We start from the raw sequence: 17,138 nt of genomic DNA on the forward strand, positions 1-17,138 counted from the left end.
TCGCGATGAGTGGATAGAAAAAGGCGCCAATCTGGCGCCTTTTTTGTTGCTGGCGGTTCAGTCAATCTCGATGTCGACGGGGGCTATGATGGGATCGGCCACCGGCAGGCGGTGGAACAGCTGGCGAAAGTGCTGCTGTACCCGGCCGATATCCACCAGCGACATGCCGGAGGCGAAGCCGAACCAGACGTAGAGGCCGGTGAGATCGCGAAACATGGGTGGCAGATAACGGGGCGCGCTGATGAGCCCCTCCAGATAGTGCTGATAGAGCACCGGGATGTCGTCCAGGGTCACTTTGCCGACAAACAGCATGGGCAGGATCTCGGGCACCCCCTCCAGCACGGCGCTGCGGATGAAGTTGACCGTCTCCACATAGCCCTTCACATAGGAGAGATCCTTGGTGAAGCAGGCGCCCCCCTCGACCATGCCGCCGCGAAACACCCGCTGGGTGATCTTGTAGGCGTCGTGTTCGCTGGTGCCCTGGCCGACGAAGTGCTGAAACACCTCGATGAAGTCGGCGCCGCGCTCGGCCATGTCGATGGCCATCACCCGATCCGAGATGCGCTTGGCCCGGTCCGGGAAGGAGCTGAAAGTGAGGGTTTCTATCAGCACCGCCAACCCCTCCTGACAGGCAGTGATGCGCGGCGAACCGGCACTGAGCCAGGTGGCATAGGGTTGCTGACGTCCGTTGAGGGTGGTGCCCACGTGCACCCAGCCCTCGTGGACCTCCAGCACTTGCAGATCCAGCTCGGAGAAACGGGCGTGGGAGTTGAGCTTGATGTAATCGCCGCCGGCCGCCGCGTCGGAGACGATGCCATCGCTCAGCTTGACCTGCACGGTGCCGTCACTGAAATAGCTCGACAGCTTGCCCTGCAACTTGGCCACTGCGGCTTCACCTTCGAACTCTTTGGGGTAGGGGCGGATCAGGTGGCGGGCGCCGGGCAGGGAGAAGATATCGCACAGCCTCGCGCCCAGCTCCTTGAGGGTCTTGCGATCGCCGCGCAGGTGATCGCCGGCCGAACCGTACAGCAGCTGGCTGTAGCGCAGAAAATCCGGTTGGCCGCGCTGGCGCAGCATCTCGATGACCACCATGTATTGATCCACCGTCTCTTGCAGGATGCGGCCAAGCTCGTCCTGGGGGCCGAGCCGGCGGCGGATCCGGTCCCGCAGCTCCTTGAGCTCCAGATACTTGTTGCGGGGATCGAAGCCGAGGGGGAGGCCATCATAGAAGACCTTGTCGACGGCCGGCAGCGTGCGTCCGCCACTGGCCAGAAAGTCGGCCTGCAGGTGACGGGGCCACTTGATGGCATCCAGAATGCGGATGGGCTTTTGCAGGATCAAGAGTTCATCCGAGAGGGATTTCAGATGCAGGCGGTACTTTTCTTGGATGGTCATTTAGCCCCCTGTGGGGCGAGTGTGGCGCTGGAATGGGCTGAGTATATGCAGGCGGCTTGCCAAAAAGAAGCGAGGCGTGTGCTTATCCGGCCAGTGCGCTTTTGGTTGCCGGAAAATTGGTTTAGACTGCGCCCCTTGATCCCAATTGTGTCGTGGAAATGATGAATATCCCCAGCTCCGAAATGATAATGCGTTGGTTGCAGCAGGCTCGTATCGAGCACTACGTCTGTGATCAGTGCCACGGTATCCACATTGTCTCTCTGCAGTCCGTCGAAGGTATTCAGGAGAGCCGGATCTTCGTCGAAGAGGAAGGGCTGCTGTTTTCATCCGAGCTGGAGGTGCGTCCCTCCGCCTTGCTGCCTCTGGTGGCCGAACTGGGTCGTCTCAACATGCAGTACCCGTCGCTCAAGGTGTTCCTCGACATCATCGATGACAACCTGCCGCGTCTGGTGGTGGGCCACACCGTCTTCACCAAGGCCGGTCTGTCGGTCGAGCAGTTCCTGCTGTTCGTTGAAAGCACCATCGCCACCACGCATGAAGTGGTTTCCGAATGCGAGCGGTTGGGTTTCCTGAATCTGCCGGAAATCCAGGTTGCACCGGAGTCTGTGCACTGATTTGTGCGTTAAATGTGCGAACGGTTCGCCTGATGCAAAAAGCCGTTGACGCCGGCGGGGCTTTCCCCTAAATTACGCCCCGTTCCAGCGCAACGGCGCAGCGAACACCGTGCTGGCTGAGCACGTTAAACAACAGACCAAAATTTGGTGAGGTGTCCGAGTGGCTGAAGGAGCACGCCTGGAAAGTGTGTATACGGCAACGTATCGAGGGTTCGAATCCCTCCCTCACCGCCAAATAAAGTAAAAGGGCCTGTCGCAAGACAGGCCCTTTTACTTTATCCGGTGACGGGCGGCGCGGTTCGGGCCCTGGTTCGACAGGCGGGCAGGATAGTCCGCCTGGACGGCCAGAGGCCGCCCGCAGGGCGAGCGCCATGGATGGCGCGAGTCAATCCCGACCCAGCGTACAGATTGAAAAACCGACCTGATGGTCGGTTTTTACTTTGGGGGGAAGAATTATCCGCCCATGTCGAAGAGGGAGGGTGAGAATCCTCACCGGGTTCGAGCAGAGCAGCTTGCAGTGATGAACGGCCGCAGGCCCCCCGAAGGGGTGAGCCAAGCAGTGGCGAATCATTCTTCCTTCATCGCCAAATAAAGTAAAAGGGCTTGTCGAAAGACAGGCCCTTTTACTTTATGGGCTGAAGACAGCCCGGTTCTGACCCAGGCTCGACCTGCTGGTCGGGCTTTTGCGTTTCTGGCCGGTGATTATCTGCCGATGCCGATGCCGATGCCGATGCCGATGCCGATGCCGATGCCGATGCCGATGCCGATGCCGATGCTGGGGATGTTTTGCATGGCATCTTGGCTTTATGCTGGGGAAGCTTGCCAAGCAGCGCGCTCGCTACGTTGTCTCTCTTCAGTAAGTGATCGCCGGACAATAGGTGAGGGGTAGAGATAAGTTCTGCTTTGCGCAATACATTGCCATTTATTCAGTGATTGGTGCTGGTTGTGCAAGAACTGGTAGTTTTATGTGCCAACTACGCAACTTGTTGCGCCGCATGGCGGTTGTGCAAGTGAGGGGCTGATTTAATTGTTTGTTTTTTAACGAAAAAACTGTTTGGCATGGTCACTGCTAACGGATTCGGTCGAGTGTCATTACCGTTCAACCAATCAGGAGCATACCCATGCCAACTCCATGTTATATCAGCATCGAAGGTAAAACCCAGGGCAACATCACCGCCGGTGCCTTCACTTCCGATTCCGTCGGCAACATCTTTGTACAAGGCCACGAAGACGAGATGCTGGTACAAGAGTTCCAACACGTTGTGACTGTCCCGACTGACCCGCAATCTGGTCAGCCTGCTGGTCAGCGTGTCCACAAGCCGTTCAAGTTCACCGTTGCGCTGAACAAAGCCGTGCCGCTGATGTACAACTCCCTGGCCTCCGGCGAAATGCTGCCGAAAGTGACCCTGAAGTGGTACCGCACCTCCGTAGAGGGCAAGCAGGAGCACTTCTTCTCTACCGTGCTGACCGATGCCACCATCGTTGACATCGACTGCCAGATGCCACACTGCCAGGATCCGGCGAAGTCTGACTTCACCCAGCTGATCCAGGTCTCTCTGGCCTACCGCAAAATCGATTGGGAACACACCGTTGCCGGCACTTCCGGTGCGGACGACTGGCGTGCGCCGATCGAGGCCTAAGCTTCGCTTTGTTATCTTGCTATTCCTTGTAAGTAATCTCGTATGTTGTGGCCGGTCTACACCGGCCTTTTATCCCGTATTTCTCCGGACAGTCTTGGGCTGCCGGAGTCTTTATGTTTTGCCATCCCTCTGCCTAATAAGTCGACTAAGTCGACGTCCAGTTGGTGAATGCGGAGTGATGGCAAAGCAATAAGGGGTGTTCTGTTATGCAGACACAAACAACGTATTACCCGTCATGTTACTTATCTTTGGCGACCGCTTGTGTACCAGAGAGGGCGGTAGCGTGGTGTTTTGACAGGTTTCTGGCGCAGTTTCGAAAGGTGATAGGGAGATATCATGGCTAATCAGACCGGATTGCAATTCACCGTTAAGGTGGGCGCGCTGCCTGCCACCACGTTTGTTGTGGCAAGTTTTACGTTGCATGAGGCATTAAGCGATCCGTTCACCCTTTCATTACAACTGGCGAGTAGTCAGCCGGATATCGACTTTGGTGCGGTACTGGATCAACCTTGTGAGTTGCTGGTGTGGTACGAGGGTGAGTTGCAGCGGCGTGTGAACGGTGTGGTGAGTCAGTTCGAACAGGGTGACAGCGGTTTTCGCCGAACGCGCTACAGCATGGAAGTCAGCCCTGCGTTGTGGCGATTGGGTTTGCGTCATAATGCCCGTATTCTCCAGGCCCAAAAGCCGGAAGAGATCATCGGCACCCTGCTACAAGAGCACGGCATTACCGACTACGCCTTTGCACTCAAGCATGCTCATGTGCAGCGGGAGTACTGCGTACAGTACCGGGAATCTGACCTTGAATTCATTAATCGTCTCGCCGCAGAAGAGGGGATGTTCTACTTTCATGAGTTTGAAGCTGGCAAGCATCGTCTCGTATTCGCAGATGATGCTGCTGCGCTCACCGATGGGCCTGCACTCTTCTTCAATTTGGGCAACCGCTCATTAGAGCAAGGGCCTTACATTCGTCAGTTCCACTATCGAGAAGCAGTGCGTCAGGCTGAGGTTGAGCTCAAGGATTACAGCTTCAAGACCCCAGCCTATGCCTTGTCCCACAAGAAGATGGGGGCCGAGCTGGAACATCAGCGCGATACCTACCAGCACTTCGACTACCCTGGGCGCTTCAAGCAAGACCCCAGTGGCAAATCGTTTACCCAGTATCGGCTTGATGCACTGCGCAGGGATGCCATGGCAAGCCGAGGCCAATCAAACTGTGCGGCGCTGTTGCCGGGCCAGACTTTTGCATTGAGTGAGCACCCAAATGCAGCGTTGAATACCGATTGGCAAATCGTCAGCATTGTCCATACCGGCAAGCAGCCTCAAGCACTGGAAGAAGAAGGTGGCGATGGTGCGACAACGGTGACCAATGAGTTCTCGGTTGTTAAAGCGCTGCAAACTTGGCGACCGCTCTTACCACATAAACCGATGGTTGATGGGCCTCAAATTGCCACTGTCGTGGGACCTTCTGGCGAAGAGATTTATTGCGACAAATATGGCCGGATCAAGCTGCAGTTCCCATGGGATCGCTATGGTGCCAGCAACGACCAGAGCTCCTGTTGGGTACGTGTCAGCCAAGGTTGGGCGGGTGGCCAATATGGCATGATGGCGGTACCGCGTATCGGTCACGAAGTGATTGTGAGCTTCCTCGAGGGGGATCCGGATCAGCCCATCGTGACAGGTCGTACTTATCACGCCACCAACCAAACCCCCTATGTATTGCCCGAACATAAAACACGGACACTGCTGCGAACCGACACACATAAGGGCCAAGGCTTCAACGAGCTGCGTTTTGAAGATGAAGCATCGAGAGAGCAGATTTACATTCATGCCCAAAAAGACATGGATGTGGTCATCAACCATATCCATCGCCAAAGTGTGGGGCTGGATCAGCATTTGACGGTCAATCAGGATCAGTTCCAGCGAGTGGACCGCCATAGTCATCGCACGGTAGCTCAAGATGATGTTGAACAAATTGGGCAGGACCATCACCAACTGATCGGTCGCCACTTTGTGCAAAAAGTGATGGCCTCATTCAAACGATTCATCGGTGGGGGCGAGATCACTCATCTGGATGGTAGCCGCCAGACCTCTATTTCTGGTGGAGAAGAGCTGGTCGTGGGAGCACATCAACGTGTGGTGGTGGGTACAGACAGCTACCTCAAAGCCACCGACATTGTGCTGGAGGCGGGGCAAGCGCTGACCATCAAGGGGCCAGGTGGTTTTATCAAGCTTGATGGCTCGGGAGTGACCATCTCGGGCAATGTGGTCAAGATCAACGATGGCGGTTCACCAGGTGCCGGTACAGCTCCTGTCGCAATAGAACCGGAGGCACCGAACAAGCCCACCCTGCCGGATGCACCGGATCGTCGTTAAGGAGTCATTATGCCAAGTGCTGCCCGATTAGGTGATAGTTGTTCCGGTCATGGCTGTTTTCCGGCGACCCCCATCATTGCTGGTAGCGGGGATGTCATCATCAATGGCAAGCCTGCAGCACGTAAAGGGGATGCCGTGCTGCTCCATGCTTGCCCCTGTCCCAACATGCCGCATGGCATTCATAGTCGCGCCATCTCCGGTGGTTCCAGCAATGTGTTTATCAATGGCAAGGCGGCAGCAAGGGTGGGGGATGCCATTGGTTGTGGCGGCTCCGTTGCAGCAGGCAGTGGCAATGTGATCATCGGGGATAGCCCCTATCAATCTCCAGCCAAGAGCTGTGCTGAGCAGACGGCCAAAAAACGGCTGCCCTTGTTGGCGCTCTCGCCCATGTTGGTGCCATGGCAAACATTGCTGGAATGGGCTGCTCCCGTCGCCTTGCCAGAGGCGGAGAAAACCTTGACAGAGGCACAGCGTAAGCTGCGCTATCAGGCGCGTAAACAATTATCCGAGCGTGCTGCCAAGGTGCCGGGATTGGCGGATGCAGGTAAACGTCTGGGCTTTAACAATGACAATATTTTGCGAGCTGAGGCTGCTAGATATGTCTATGAGGTCGATGAGTTCAATCGTGGTTTAAAGGATAAACTATCAACCTCTCCGGTGGGACTTCAACTAGTTGATGCTAAAAGAATACCTGGCCTAGAAAAGGCCGTCTTTACCAGTAAAGAGAGCGGATTTGGGGCGGCTTTGTTTAAGTCGTCCATTAACAACGAGACCATGCTTACCTATCGTGGCACGAATAATAAAGTGACCGGTAAAATGGATTGGATGACAAACATTGCTCAGGGGGGAGGGGCTGAAACGGCTCAATATAATCAGGCTATGTATTTAGCACAAAGAGTCAAACGTGCAGTCAATTCTCCTTCTTCACCATTGGTTTTGGTGGGGCATTCACTGGCCGGTGGAGAAGCTTCTGCGGGAGTCGGTGTTACCGGCTTGCCTGGTTATACCTTCAATGCTGCTGGATTACATGCCAACACCGTCAGCCGAAAAGGGGGACTACCACTTGATAAGATCAGTGAGTTAATCACAACTCAAGCGGTTGACGGTGAAATACTCACAATGTTGCAGGGGACGGGAAAATTGGCGGTCCCTACCCTGTTTGCCGGAATTGGCGGTGCGGTTGGAGGGACAACTGGAGCGGCGATTGGTGGTGCCTTGGGAGGCATGCTACTGGCTGGGGGAGCGCTCCCCCCTGCCGCTGGTAAGATGCTTTCTTTGCCCTCGCAAGGGGGGCATCCCGTCACTCGACATGGTATGGATCAAGTGATTGCCGGTATTGAAGCACAGAAGAGTGAGGATATCGGTACCATTACCAGCAAACTGGGAGGAGTAAAATGATATGGTTATCTCGTTTGAAGGTGCTCTGTGTCGGAGTGCTGGGCTTGTTATCGGCATGCCAAGTAGGAGGAAACAGTATGCAGGCCAGTGAATTTTTTCCTGCCCCGGTGGTCAGCGTGCTGGATGCCATTCAGCGTGGTGATGAAACGACGGCGCGGCGGTTAATGGAACAAGGTGTTGATCTCAATATTAGAGATACGGAGCCACCGGGAGCAACCCCATTGCTTTGGTTGATCAACACTAAAGATGAAAAAGCCATTCAGCTGGCGTTGAAATTGGGTGCAGACCCAAATTTCAAATTTGGTACTGGGGGCAATTGTGTGGCTATGGTCGCCGGCTCTAAATACCCCAACTTACTAAGAATGTTGCTGGATGCCGGTGGCGACCCTAACTCACTCAATGGTGATCATGAACCTGCCATCTTCAATGCCATCGGAGAGGCGCGTTGGGCTGATATCAAGCTATTGGTAGAGCGTGGTGCAGATCTTAACCTGACCGATGGTCCAGGCAGTAATAGCGCATTGTATGGAGCCTATATCAATCAATATGAAGTTGTTTACTGGCTGCTACAGCATGGAGCTGATTACCGGATGAGAGACAGCGGGGGCTCTGATTTGGCTTTCTCGGTGGAAGACAGTCTGTCACTTATGGACAAGTCATCTCCTCAGTATCCTTGGGCGCTTAAGGTAAAACAGTTCTTGGTAGATAAAGGTATTAAATTTCCCCCGTTGACACCTGCTGAAGTACGCGAACACTGGGCCAAGGGTGAGAAGGTCTAACTTGAGGTCGAGATACTGTCTGATGAGTATCTGGGGCGCCATACTGAGCATGTTATTTGCGTGTCAGGTAGGAGGGAAAAGTATGCAAGCCGGTGAGTTTTTCCCGGCCCCAGTTGTGAAAGTTCTGGAAGCGATTCAGCGTGGTGATGAAGCCGCAGCCCGTCGTCAGATTGAGCAGGGGGTTGACCTCAATATTCAAGATGAAGAGGGCATTACCCCGTTATTATGGTTAATCCTTGAGACCAAAGACTACAAAGCGGTTGAACTTGCCCTGAAAGTGGGGGCCGACCCCAACTATAAAGATGGATTTGGTGATAATGCGGTTTGTTCTGTTGCCGGTTCTAAATATCCTGAATTGCTTCAGGTTGTCTTAGATGCGGGAGGTGATCCTAATTCTCTGGATAGAAATGGTGAACCTGCCATTTTCAATGCTATCGGTGAAGCTCGTTGGGCTGATATCAAGCTATTGGCTGAGCGTGGTGCAGATCTTAACCTTACCGATGGTCCTGGGCGTAATAGTGCGCTATATGGTGCATATATTGATAAGTATGAAGTAGTCTATTGGTTGTTACAGAATGGTGCCGATTATAATGTGAGGGACAGCGGGGGGGCTGATTTAGCTTTCTCAGTAGAAGATAGCTTGTCACTGATGGATAAGTCCTCTCCTCAGTATCCTTGGGCGCTCAAGGTAAAACAGTTCTTGGTAGATAAAGGTATTAAATTTCCCCCGTTGACACCTGCTGAAGTACGCGAACACTGGGCCAAGGGTGAGAAGGTCTAACTTGAGGTCGAGATACTGTCTGACGAGTTTCTGGGGCACCATACTGAGCATGTTATTTGCGTGCCAAGTAGGAGGGAAAAGTATGCAAGCCGATGAGTTTTTCCCTGCTCCAGTAGTGAAAGTTCTGGAAGCGATTCAGCGTGGTGATGAAACGACGGCGCGCCGGTTAATTGAACAAGGTGTTGATCTCAATATTAGAGATACAGAGCCTCCGGGAGCAACGCCATTGCTTTGGTTGGTCAACACTAAAGATGAAAAAACTATTCAGCTGGCGTTGAAACTGGGGGCAGATCCTAATTTCAAATTTGGTACTGGTGGCAATTGTGTTGCTATGGTCGCCGGCTCTAAATACCCCAACTTACTAAGAATGATGCTGGATGCTGGGGGTGACCCTAACTCACTTAGTGGTACTAAGGAGCCAGCCATTTTCAATGCGATCGGTGAGGCGCGTTGGGCTGATATCAAGTTATTGGTGGAACGTGGTGCAGATCTTAATTTGACTGATGGTCCTGGCCGTAATAGTGCGTTATATGGTGCATTTATCAATCAATATGAAGTTGTCTACTGGTTGTTACAGCATGGCGCCGATTTTAGGATACGAGCTGCTGTAGGCGCCGATCTGGCCTACATCGTAGAAGATAGCTTGTCACTGATGGATAAGTCCTCGCCTCAGTACCCTTGGGCGCTCAAGGTGAAACAGTTTTTGATTGACAAAGGCGTAAAATTTCCCCCGTTGACACCTGCCGAAGTACGCGAACACTGGGCCCGAGGAGAGAAGATATAATGATGTGAGACAAATGGGGCAGGAAAGACTGCCCTATAACCTCGACATTGAAGGTAATATTTTCTGTGACTTCACCGACACCATACACCCACTCTCATTATCGCTCTTCTCATCACTAAGTTATTTGTCATGTTTAGATGTGATAAATACCTCCAATTAATTTAATAACTAGGCAATCGGTTCTAATGTCATTACCTATATTCGACATAGTCAGGAATGAGGCTGCCAATGTATATGCCATTATTGATGTCAGTAGGTTCGATGGCTGCATGGCTTATTGGAAAACTCTGTATCGACAATGCCAAGAAGAGTGGCGGCTATTGCCCAATGACTATGGTGTGCAGTGCTATCCGGTTACTGAATTACTATTGATCTCTATAAAAGAAGGTTCAGCAACAGAAAGCCTGTTGTTATGGCTTTTATCCCATCAACACTACCCTGGTACGGGGGTTGTGTTGTTCACGGCAACAGCCGAAATAGACGACATACAGCAAGCTTGCTTACATCGTCATACTTGTGTTTATCCCGATGGTCGGCATTTCTTCTTCCCCTTTCATGAACCGACTATGCTAAAAACTTGGCTGTCAATGGCAGATGTGTCAACGAGGCAGCAGTTTGAATTTCCTTTTGGAGGAGTATATCTTCCCGAGGTGGTTGATACATGTTATTCAACCTCACAGTTTGAGTGTGTCAGTACGTCAGTCTCGCCCAGAAATATATCGTCACAAGTATATGAAAATAGGTTGAGTGCCGAGGTTTATCGCGTACTGACCAATCAGTCACGTTACCAGTATTTGACCAAGGCGTTATTCGTCAGAGCCAGCGAATACTATCCATTTTTACTGGATATAACATGGCTGGAGCAGCGTTTCATAAGCGGTATTCTCTTGGCAAGTGAGTTGTATCCTGCTGCATCGGAGGATGAGTGGGAGGCCTGGTCCGCACACCGCTGGATTATCGGTTCAGATTATTATCAGCACCCTCAGTTTATTAAATTGGTTTCTCACTATTCGTTATCGATGGCCATTAAAAAATTCAAGATGGATGCTGCGCTGGTTAGTGATTCACGGGCCCATTTCCATCGACGTGAATGGATGTTTGGCCTGGTAGACGATAAAGGAGCGTAAGGCGTGAACGCAAGCAAGGTGATGATATCTGGCAAGTATCAGGATTATGAGTGGCTGCAGTTGCTTGATGGGCAAGGTTTGTTCATGTTTGCTGAAGCGGCCATCAACGAGGCTGTGCCTGGCCTGGCAGAAAAATGGGGCGGCAGCCTTGAGCAGACCAGGCTGTATTGGGGAGAGACGGGAAAGCTGCATAGCACTATCTCCCCCTATCTTATCCCCGTTCATCGGCAGAATTGGCCAGAGCTCCAGCGCCTTGTCATCCATCAACCAGGCTGGGGCCTGCTGCTCCAACTCGACTGGTTCATGCTGGCCTATACGCCGCTACAACAGTTGCAAGCATTGCTGGCACATCTGCGCCAGTGGTCCTGGATAACAACCCCTGAAGATGAAACCGCCATCTTGCGGCTTAGTGACTGGCAGGTGGTCAAGCCCCTCTTGATGGCAAGCTCTCCTGCCGAAGCCACTGCGCTGTTTGGCCCTGTCACCAAGATTATCGATGTGTCATCGGAGGGGGGGGGTGATTATCTCCAGCTCATTGAACGGGTCGAACATGACCTTGCAGGGCATGCACCGCAACAGTTATCACCCGCACAGTGGACTGCATTGAACTCGCTGTCAGACAGCGTTGCGCGCGATGAGTATGTCGCGCATATCCAGGCGCATCATCCGGTGGTTAAGGGGTGGCAATCAGAGCAGTTGTTCTCTTTCGTCAAAGAGGGTGAGCGAGAGGCACTCTCCCATGGATTCAAAAATCAGCAGGATGTCATTCGCTTCTTGAGTTTAAAACTGGAAATGCCAGCAGGGTTTATGGCGCTTCCCTGGGTAAAAAAAATCATGGCAGAACCAGCAGAATTAATTGGGCCACAAAGCCGCATGGACAGGCTATTTGAACAAGCACTTTGCGAGTTGGATAAGGGATAGGTTTAGAAAATCATGAATAAAAATAAAACGGCTAGTTTGCTGTCCAGCGATGAAGCTGCCAAACAGAATTTTTCGACAGATAACATCATCTCTGGTGGTTGCGTAAAATGTGGTTGCGAAGTCACCATTCATTATCACTATGATGATGGTAAACCCGTTCCTAATGCGCCATTTGTCCTGACCGACAGTAATGGCACTGTTATTAAAGGCAAAACCGATAGCAAGGGATTATGCCGAATTTATGATATGGGCTGCGAAACCTTTGAGTTGTTACTTGACGAAGGTAGCGATGATTTCAAACCTCAGGAAACTGTGCAAAATAACCCGGTGTTTCAATCCAACCCCGCTTATGCTGCGTTGGCTGGGGAATACTTCACACTGTTTCTCATTTTGCGTCAGCAAGGATTGATTGAGTATGACGCCTCTGACAGTGATGCAGATGAGGTAGATGTCGATAACGTCGGCATGCTCGGTGGAATTTTCAATAGTGTCCCGGATAAGTACAACCAGGCTTACAAGCGCTTTTGGGCGCTGGATAAAAAAATTAACAAAGGCAGCCGCGAGCTCAAAGTGGCGGTCAACAAGATACACCATAGTCTTGCCGCTGAATTGGGTGACAAGGCCAGTAGCAATGAAGCTGTGCTCCTGGTGTGTGAGGTTTTACTCGGGTTTGTACCTGTGGTCGGTCAGGTCATCGACCTCTATTCCATCGGTGAGTGGGGTTATGTCTCCTACAAGGAGCCGGCAAAGCTCGATGATAATATGCATCTCGCAGAAGGCGCGCTGTGCCTGATTGGCATTATTCCAGGCTTTGGGGATGCCATCAAAATCAGTGGACGAGCCATTATCAGGGCATTGGCGGATGTGAAAGAAATCCAGAAGGCGATACGAATCATTCGTAGTCTTTCCAATGGCAACCTGATTAAAGGATTGATGGAGCTGCGTGCCGAGATAGCGACATATGGTCAACAAGCCAAAGCTATTTTGCAGCAGGTGATTGCAGCATTGAAGAAAATGCTGATAGACCCGGCCAGCAACCGCTGGCTAATTGCCATGATGAAGGAGCAAATCACCGGAATTATCCATGCCCTGGAAAATCTCTCGGCAAAGTTTGACGCATCACTTGCTTATATCGCTGCGAAATTTAACGAATTTATTGGCAAGGTGGTGACTCGCGTGACGGGCTCGCCTAAAAGCAAACTGGTCGATGCGCCACCCAATAGCGTCAACGCCGGTCGTAACACAGGTGACAGGCATGCTGATAAACCACCCGTCGAAACAACCCAAACCGGGCAGGCTGATGGTAATAACTGTGCCGTGTCAAAAAATACACAATGCGCTAGTGACCCGGTCGATATGGCCACCGGTTTCGTGTTTGAACAGCGCGAAGATTGGCGCCTGGCCAGCTTGTTGCCGGTCGGATTGGCCCGTTACTACCGCTCTGGCGGGCAACGTCGTCCGGGTATTTTGGGGACTCTCTGGCGCACAGAATGGGACATGTCGCTCGAGCTGCAAGAGGGCATGGTCATCTTCACCGATGGCGAGTTCAACCAGGCCTTCTTTACCCTGCCTGACGAAGGTGAGTGGGCACACAGCCCCTCCAACCCCGAGTGGCGGCTGACCCGTATCAACGGTCTGCTGCAACTGCACCATCTGGATGGTCGTCGTTATGGCTTCGAGCATGCCCGTGGCCCCCACCTTTATCTCACATCCATGAGTGATGCCAGTGGCAACCGGGTGCGTTGGGTGTGGGAGCGGGGCCGCCTGGTGCGCGTCTTGTTGGCCGATGGTCGCCATATTCGGGTCAGCCATCAGGGGCGCAATGTATCTGCGCTTACCCTGGTGGTGTCAGAGTTTGACCCACCTCGCGAGCTGTCCCGTTATGAATATGACGACAGCGGCGCCTTGTTGCGGGTCAGAGCCGGTGCCGGGCGCAGCTTTGATTACCAATACTCACCGCAAGGGTGGCTCACCCGTTGGAGTGACCTGGCCCAAACCTGGGTCGAACACGACTATGACTCGCAAGGCCGTTGTCTGGCCAACCGCTGTGCAGGCGACTATTGGAAAGATCATTTCAGTTATGACGATGCCAATCTCACCAGCTATTACCACAGCGCTTTTGGTGGCGTCACCGCCTATGTGCGCGATGAGCGCAACAATATCCTGCTGCGCCGTGAGCCGGATGGCGGCGAGACCCGCTTTGAATGGTTGAACAATCAGTTGGCGGCACTGGTCAACCCCCTGGGCCAACGCACCGAGTTTGAACGCAACGCGTGGGGTCAAGTGACGTGCGTGACCTTGCCCGATGGCAGTGCCCACCGTTATGGCTACGATGACGCGGGCAGGCTGCTGGCCTATATCGACCCGAACGGTCAGCCTTGGCAATACAGCTATAACCCTCAGGGGCTCGTTGAGGAGGTGACTAACCCGCTGGGTCAGTGCTGGCGTCATGAATATACTCCTCAGGGGTTGCTAGCTGCGGTGACCGACCCGGTCGGTCAACGCAGCCAGTGGCATTATGGGGAGCAAGGTTTGCCGGTTCGTTACGAGCCAGCTAACGGTGCTCCCTGGCGGTTTGTCTATGACCAGCAAGACCGTCTGGTCGCCCGTTATCAGGAGGGCGAACAAGGCGCTCTGGTACGTCGCTGGGAGTATCGTCACCACGCCCGGCAACCCAGCAAGGTCATCTATGAAGATGGTACCGAGAGTCGCTTTGATTACGACATCGAAGGCAATCTGGTTCGGCTGACCGATGCGCTGGGCCATCACCACCAATTGACCTATGGCGCCTTTGACAACCTTCAGAGCGTAACCGACCCGCTGGGTGCCACCACCCGCTATCACTACAACGCCGAGAGCGAGTTTGCCGGTGTCACCAACAGTCAGGGGCATCACTGGCGTTATGACTTTGATGCCTGCGGCCGGGTCGCAACGGAAGTGCACTATGACGGGCGTCGCTATGACTACCGTTACGATGTGGCGGGGCAGTTGGTACTGCGCCGGGCACCGGATAATCGCGAGCTGCACTATCACTATGATGTGTTGGGGCGACTGGCTCGAATTGAAGCCTGGCGTGCCCAGGGCGAGCATAGTGACCCGACGGCGAGGGCAAAAGAGAGTGAAACCCACTTTTCCTATGATGCCGCCGGTCGTCTGCTGCAGGCCAGCAACGCCGATGCGGTGGTGGAATACGAGTGGGATGCATTGGGCCGGATGGTCTGTGAGCGCGTCAATGGCGAGACGATAGAGAGCCATTATGGCGAGGCTGGCCAGCGTGAGGTCATTACCGGCTTGCTGGCGCCGCTGGGGCTGGTTTGGCAACAAGGGCGACTGACCCAGCTCACAGTGGGCAGCCGCCAGCCCCTGCAGTTTGCCCACGACCGGCAAGGGCGCGAGCAGGTGCGCCAGAGCGAGGCCGGTTTTGCCCTCAATCAGGGGTGGAGCGCCACCGGGCTTTTGCTCTCTCAGTCCCTGGTGCCGGCGAGTGGCGCTGTGCCCGACACCCTGTCGCGTCACTACCAGTATGATGCCCTCGACCGCCTGGTTGGGATTAACGACAGCCACTGGGGCGAACAGGGCTGGAAGCTCAATGGTAACGGTCAAGTGGTGGCAGAGCGCAGCAAGCGCGGCCACGAGCGTCAGGCCCGGCTGTTTGGCTATGACAGCGAGCTGAACCTCTGCGAGCTCTCCCATATTCTGTCCAGCGATGGGCAACCGCTGTCCAGCCAGCAGGCGCAGGCCGAGCCCTTGCGTCGTTATGACGCAGCGGGCCGGGTCAGTCAGATAGGGCCCAATCAATACCGCTACGACAAGTGCGGGCGGCTCAGTGAGAAGGTGGTATCACACCCCGGTTTCCGGCCTCAGACCACCCAATTTGAGTGGGATGGCTTTGACCGCCTGCAACGGGTCATTTTGCCCGATGGCAGCCGCTGGCGTTACCGCTACGACCCCTTTGGTCGGCGTATCGGCAAGGAGCGGGAGGGGCAGGTGAGCCAACTTACCGCAATAACCCGCGTCCACTATCGCTGGGACGGTGACCAGCTGGTGCAGCAACAAAGCTACCGGGCCGATGGTAACGCCGCCCGTCAGGTGCAGTGGGTCTATGAGCCGGGCAGTTTCAGGCCGCTTGCCCAGTGGGAAGCTGGTGAGCAGGACGAGCGTCTGCACTATATCGTGACGGACGTGGCGGGCACCGCCCGCGAGCTGTGCAGCGAAGCCGGTGACATTATCTGGCGTGGTGAACAGCGGCTGTGGGGCAACTATCGCGCCGATGTTATCCCGCAACTGCTCAGGCGCTTCCTTGGGGATGCGGCCAACGAAGAGACCTACTGTGAGTTGCGCTATCAGGGTCAGATTTATGACCAGGAGACGGGGCTGTATTACAACCGGCACCGTTACTTTGACCCGGAGTTGGGGCAATATATCTCGCCAGACCCGATAGGTTTTGCGGGAGGGCTGAGGCCACAGGGGTATGTGCATAATCCGTTAGAGTGGGTAGATCCGCTGGGGTTGGCGGGATGTGAGGTGGATGCTTCGGGACGACCACTGAAGAGTACGCACTATTCTGTTGCTTATGAAGTTAAAATGGATAAAGGGGAGTTTTATCCAGGAGTATCAGATAAAAAACATTTCCAAGAAGCAAACAGACAGCTTCATGAAGCGATGCAAAAAGATTCTAGTTTTGCTAACGCACTTGAAAAACAATATCCCGGTATTATGGATGGGGTTAAACCTGGGCCTAGAGGTGCTTATCCTAGAAGAGCTCCAGTCGCAGAGTTAACATGGCATCATCATCCAGAGAGGGAAGGTGTCATGCAACTTATCCCAATGGCACAACATCAATCTCCGGGAGTCGTGCAGAGCTCTTTACATCCCAATGGTAAAGGCGGTATGCAAAACTGGGGAGGAGGCAGAAATTGAAAACATGTGAATTAATAAATTTTATTAAAACTAGCCATAGTTATCCTTGGGCTTACGCAGTATATGTCCCACAGAATGAGGCTTTGACACCAAATTTACCCACAATCGCGCTAGATCCTGATGATATTGAGGATGATGATGTGGATGAACCTGCTTTTGCTATTGAAAATGGATATAAATATTTGCTTTCAGTGCAAACAGTTCAATCCATTTGTAGAAACATTGAGATGCAGATGAAGGGAAAGGTGCCAGACGATATGTATATGAAAGCGTTTCTCTTTTATATGGAGAATGATGCATATATCACACTATAAAATGTACAGTCATAGTTATCACCTTACACCGGCATAGTGCCGGTGTTTTTTTACAAGCAACGGGTACGAGTGAGGTCAGAAACTCAATGGCA

General features: G+C 53.3%; 12 protein-coding genes, 1 tRNA gene and 1 other RNA gene. 13 read left to right on the forward strand and 1 reads right to left on the reverse strand.

Annotation, left to right across the window (positions count from 1 at the left end; all coding sequences use genetic code 11):
- Positions 1–57 precede the first annotated feature (57 nt).
- Positions 58–1,395 carry a flavohemoglobin expression-modulating QEGLA motif protein gene (locus R2E40_RS09160; protein WP_318165276.1) on the reverse strand — a complete coding sequence of 446 codons (1,338 nt, stop codon included), beginning with the start codon at positions 1,393–1,395 and terminating at the stop codon, positions 58–60.
- A 158-nt stretch (positions 1,396–1,553) separates the two neighbouring features.
- Here R2E40_RS09160 and R2E40_RS09165 point away from each other — a divergent pair, with 158 nt between their 5' ends.
- The 13 genes from R2E40_RS09165 to R2E40_RS09225 all read left to right on the forward strand — a co-directional run bounded on the left by R2E40_RS09165 (position 1,554) and on the right by R2E40_RS09225 (position 17,046).
- Complete coding sequence (locus R2E40_RS09165; RefSeq protein WP_029301206.1) at positions 1,554–2,009, forward strand: YbjN domain-containing protein; 456 nt, start codon at positions 1,554–1,556, stop codon at positions 2,007–2,009.
- A 146-nt stretch (positions 2,010–2,155) separates the two neighbouring features.
- A tRNA-Ser gene (locus R2E40_RS09170) sits at positions 2,156–2,243 on the forward strand.
- 224 nt (positions 2,244–2,467) lie between these two features.
- Positions 2,468–2,596: non-coding RNA, RtT sRNA (locus R2E40_RS09175), on the forward strand.
- A 534-nt stretch (positions 2,597–3,130) separates the two neighbouring features.
- Positions 3,131–3,649: a type VI secretion system effector Hcp1 gene (gene hcp1 / locus R2E40_RS09180; protein ID WP_010634822.1), complete on the forward strand. Its 519-nt coding sequence runs from the start codon at positions 3,131–3,133 to the stop codon at positions 3,647–3,649.
- 336 nt (positions 3,650–3,985) lie between these two features.
- Positions 3,986–6,022, forward strand: a complete 2,037-nt coding sequence (locus R2E40_RS09185) for a type VI secretion system tip protein VgrG (RefSeq protein ID WP_318165277.1) — start codon at positions 3,986–3,988, stop codon at positions 6,020–6,022.
- Between the two features lie 9 nt (positions 6,023–6,031).
- Positions 6,032–7,420 (forward strand): PAAR domain-containing protein, encoded by a 1,389-nt coding sequence (locus tag R2E40_RS09190; protein ID WP_318165278.1) that lies wholly within the window; start codon positions 6,032–6,034, stop codon positions 7,418–7,420.
- Between the two features lie 77 nt (positions 7,421–7,497).
- Positions 7,498–8,199: an ankyrin repeat domain-containing protein gene (locus R2E40_RS09195; protein WP_099359047.1), complete on the forward strand. Its 702-nt coding sequence runs from the start codon at positions 7,498–7,500 to the stop codon at positions 8,197–8,199.
- Between the two features lie 82 nt (positions 8,200–8,281).
- Positions 8,282–8,980, forward strand: a complete 699-nt coding sequence (locus tag R2E40_RS09200; protein ID WP_318165279.1) for an ankyrin repeat domain-containing protein — start codon at positions 8,282–8,284, stop codon at positions 8,978–8,980.
- An 82-nt stretch (positions 8,981–9,062) separates the two neighbouring features.
- Positions 9,063–9,764, forward strand: a complete 702-nt coding sequence (locus tag R2E40_RS09205) for a hypothetical protein (protein ID WP_318165280.1) — start codon at positions 9,063–9,065, stop codon at positions 9,762–9,764.
- A 185-nt stretch (positions 9,765–9,949) separates the two neighbouring features.
- Entirely contained in the window at positions 9,950–10,891 is a 942-nt protein-coding gene (locus tag R2E40_RS09210) for a DUF4123 domain-containing protein (protein WP_318165281.1), read from the forward strand.
- A gap of 3 nt (positions 10,892–10,894) precedes the next feature.
- The gene (locus tag R2E40_RS09215) at positions 10,895–11,812 is read left to right on the forward strand and encodes a DUF4123 domain-containing protein (RefSeq protein WP_318165282.1); all 918 of its coding nucleotides are present in this window, start codon (positions 10,895–10,897) and stop codon (positions 11,810–11,812) included.
- Positions 11,813–11,824: 12 nt separating this feature from the next.
- Complete coding sequence (locus R2E40_RS09220; protein ID WP_318165283.1) at positions 11,825–16,732, forward strand: RHS repeat-associated core domain-containing protein; 4,908 nt, start codon at positions 11,825–11,827, stop codon at positions 16,730–16,732.
- On the forward strand, positions 16,729–17,046 hold the full coding sequence (locus R2E40_RS09225) for a hypothetical protein (RefSeq protein WP_139070627.1): 318 nt from the start codon (positions 16,729–16,731) through the stop codon (positions 17,044–17,046). Before R2E40_RS09220 ends, R2E40_RS09225 begins: the two co-directional genes overlap by 4 nt.
- The last annotated feature ends 92 nt before the right edge of the window (positions 17,047–17,138 follow it).

The sequence above is a fragment of the Aeromonas sp. CD genome (assembly GCF_033349375.1).
GTDB lineage: Bacteria > Pseudomonadota > Gammaproteobacteria > Enterobacterales > Aeromonadaceae > Aeromonas > Aeromonas hydrophila.

Coding starts and splice junctions, on each gene's coding strand:
- R2E40_RS09160 (WP_318165276.1), bottom strand. CDS start 1,395: ATGACCATCCAAGAAAAGTACCGCCTGCATCTGAAATCCCTCTCGGAT.
- R2E40_RS09165 (WP_029301206.1), top strand. CDS start 1,554: ATGATGAATATCCCCAGCTCCGAAATGATAATGCGTTGGTTGCAGCAG.
- hcp1 (WP_010634822.1), top strand. CDS start 3,131: ATGCCAACTCCATGTTATATCAGCATCGAAGGTAAAACCCAGGGCAAC.
- R2E40_RS09185 (WP_318165277.1), top strand. CDS start 3,986: ATGGCTAATCAGACCGGATTGCAATTCACCGTTAAGGTGGGCGCGCTG.
- R2E40_RS09190 (WP_318165278.1), top strand. CDS start 6,032: ATGCCAAGTGCTGCCCGATTAGGTGATAGTTGTTCCGGTCATGGCTGT.
- R2E40_RS09195 (WP_099359047.1), top strand. CDS start 7,498: ATGCAGGCCAGTGAATTTTTTCCTGCCCCGGTGGTCAGCGTGCTGGAT.
- R2E40_RS09200 (WP_318165279.1), top strand. CDS start 8,282: ATGCAAGCCGGTGAGTTTTTCCCGGCCCCAGTTGTGAAAGTTCTGGAA.
- R2E40_RS09205 (WP_318165280.1), top strand. CDS start 9,063: ATGCAAGCCGATGAGTTTTTCCCTGCTCCAGTAGTGAAAGTTCTGGAA.
- R2E40_RS09210 (WP_318165281.1), top strand. CDS start 9,950: ATGTCATTACCTATATTCGACATAGTCAGGAATGAGGCTGCCAATGTA.
- R2E40_RS09220 (WP_318165283.1), top strand. CDS start 11,825: ATGAATAAAAATAAAACGGCTAGTTTGCTGTCCAGCGATGAAGCTGCC.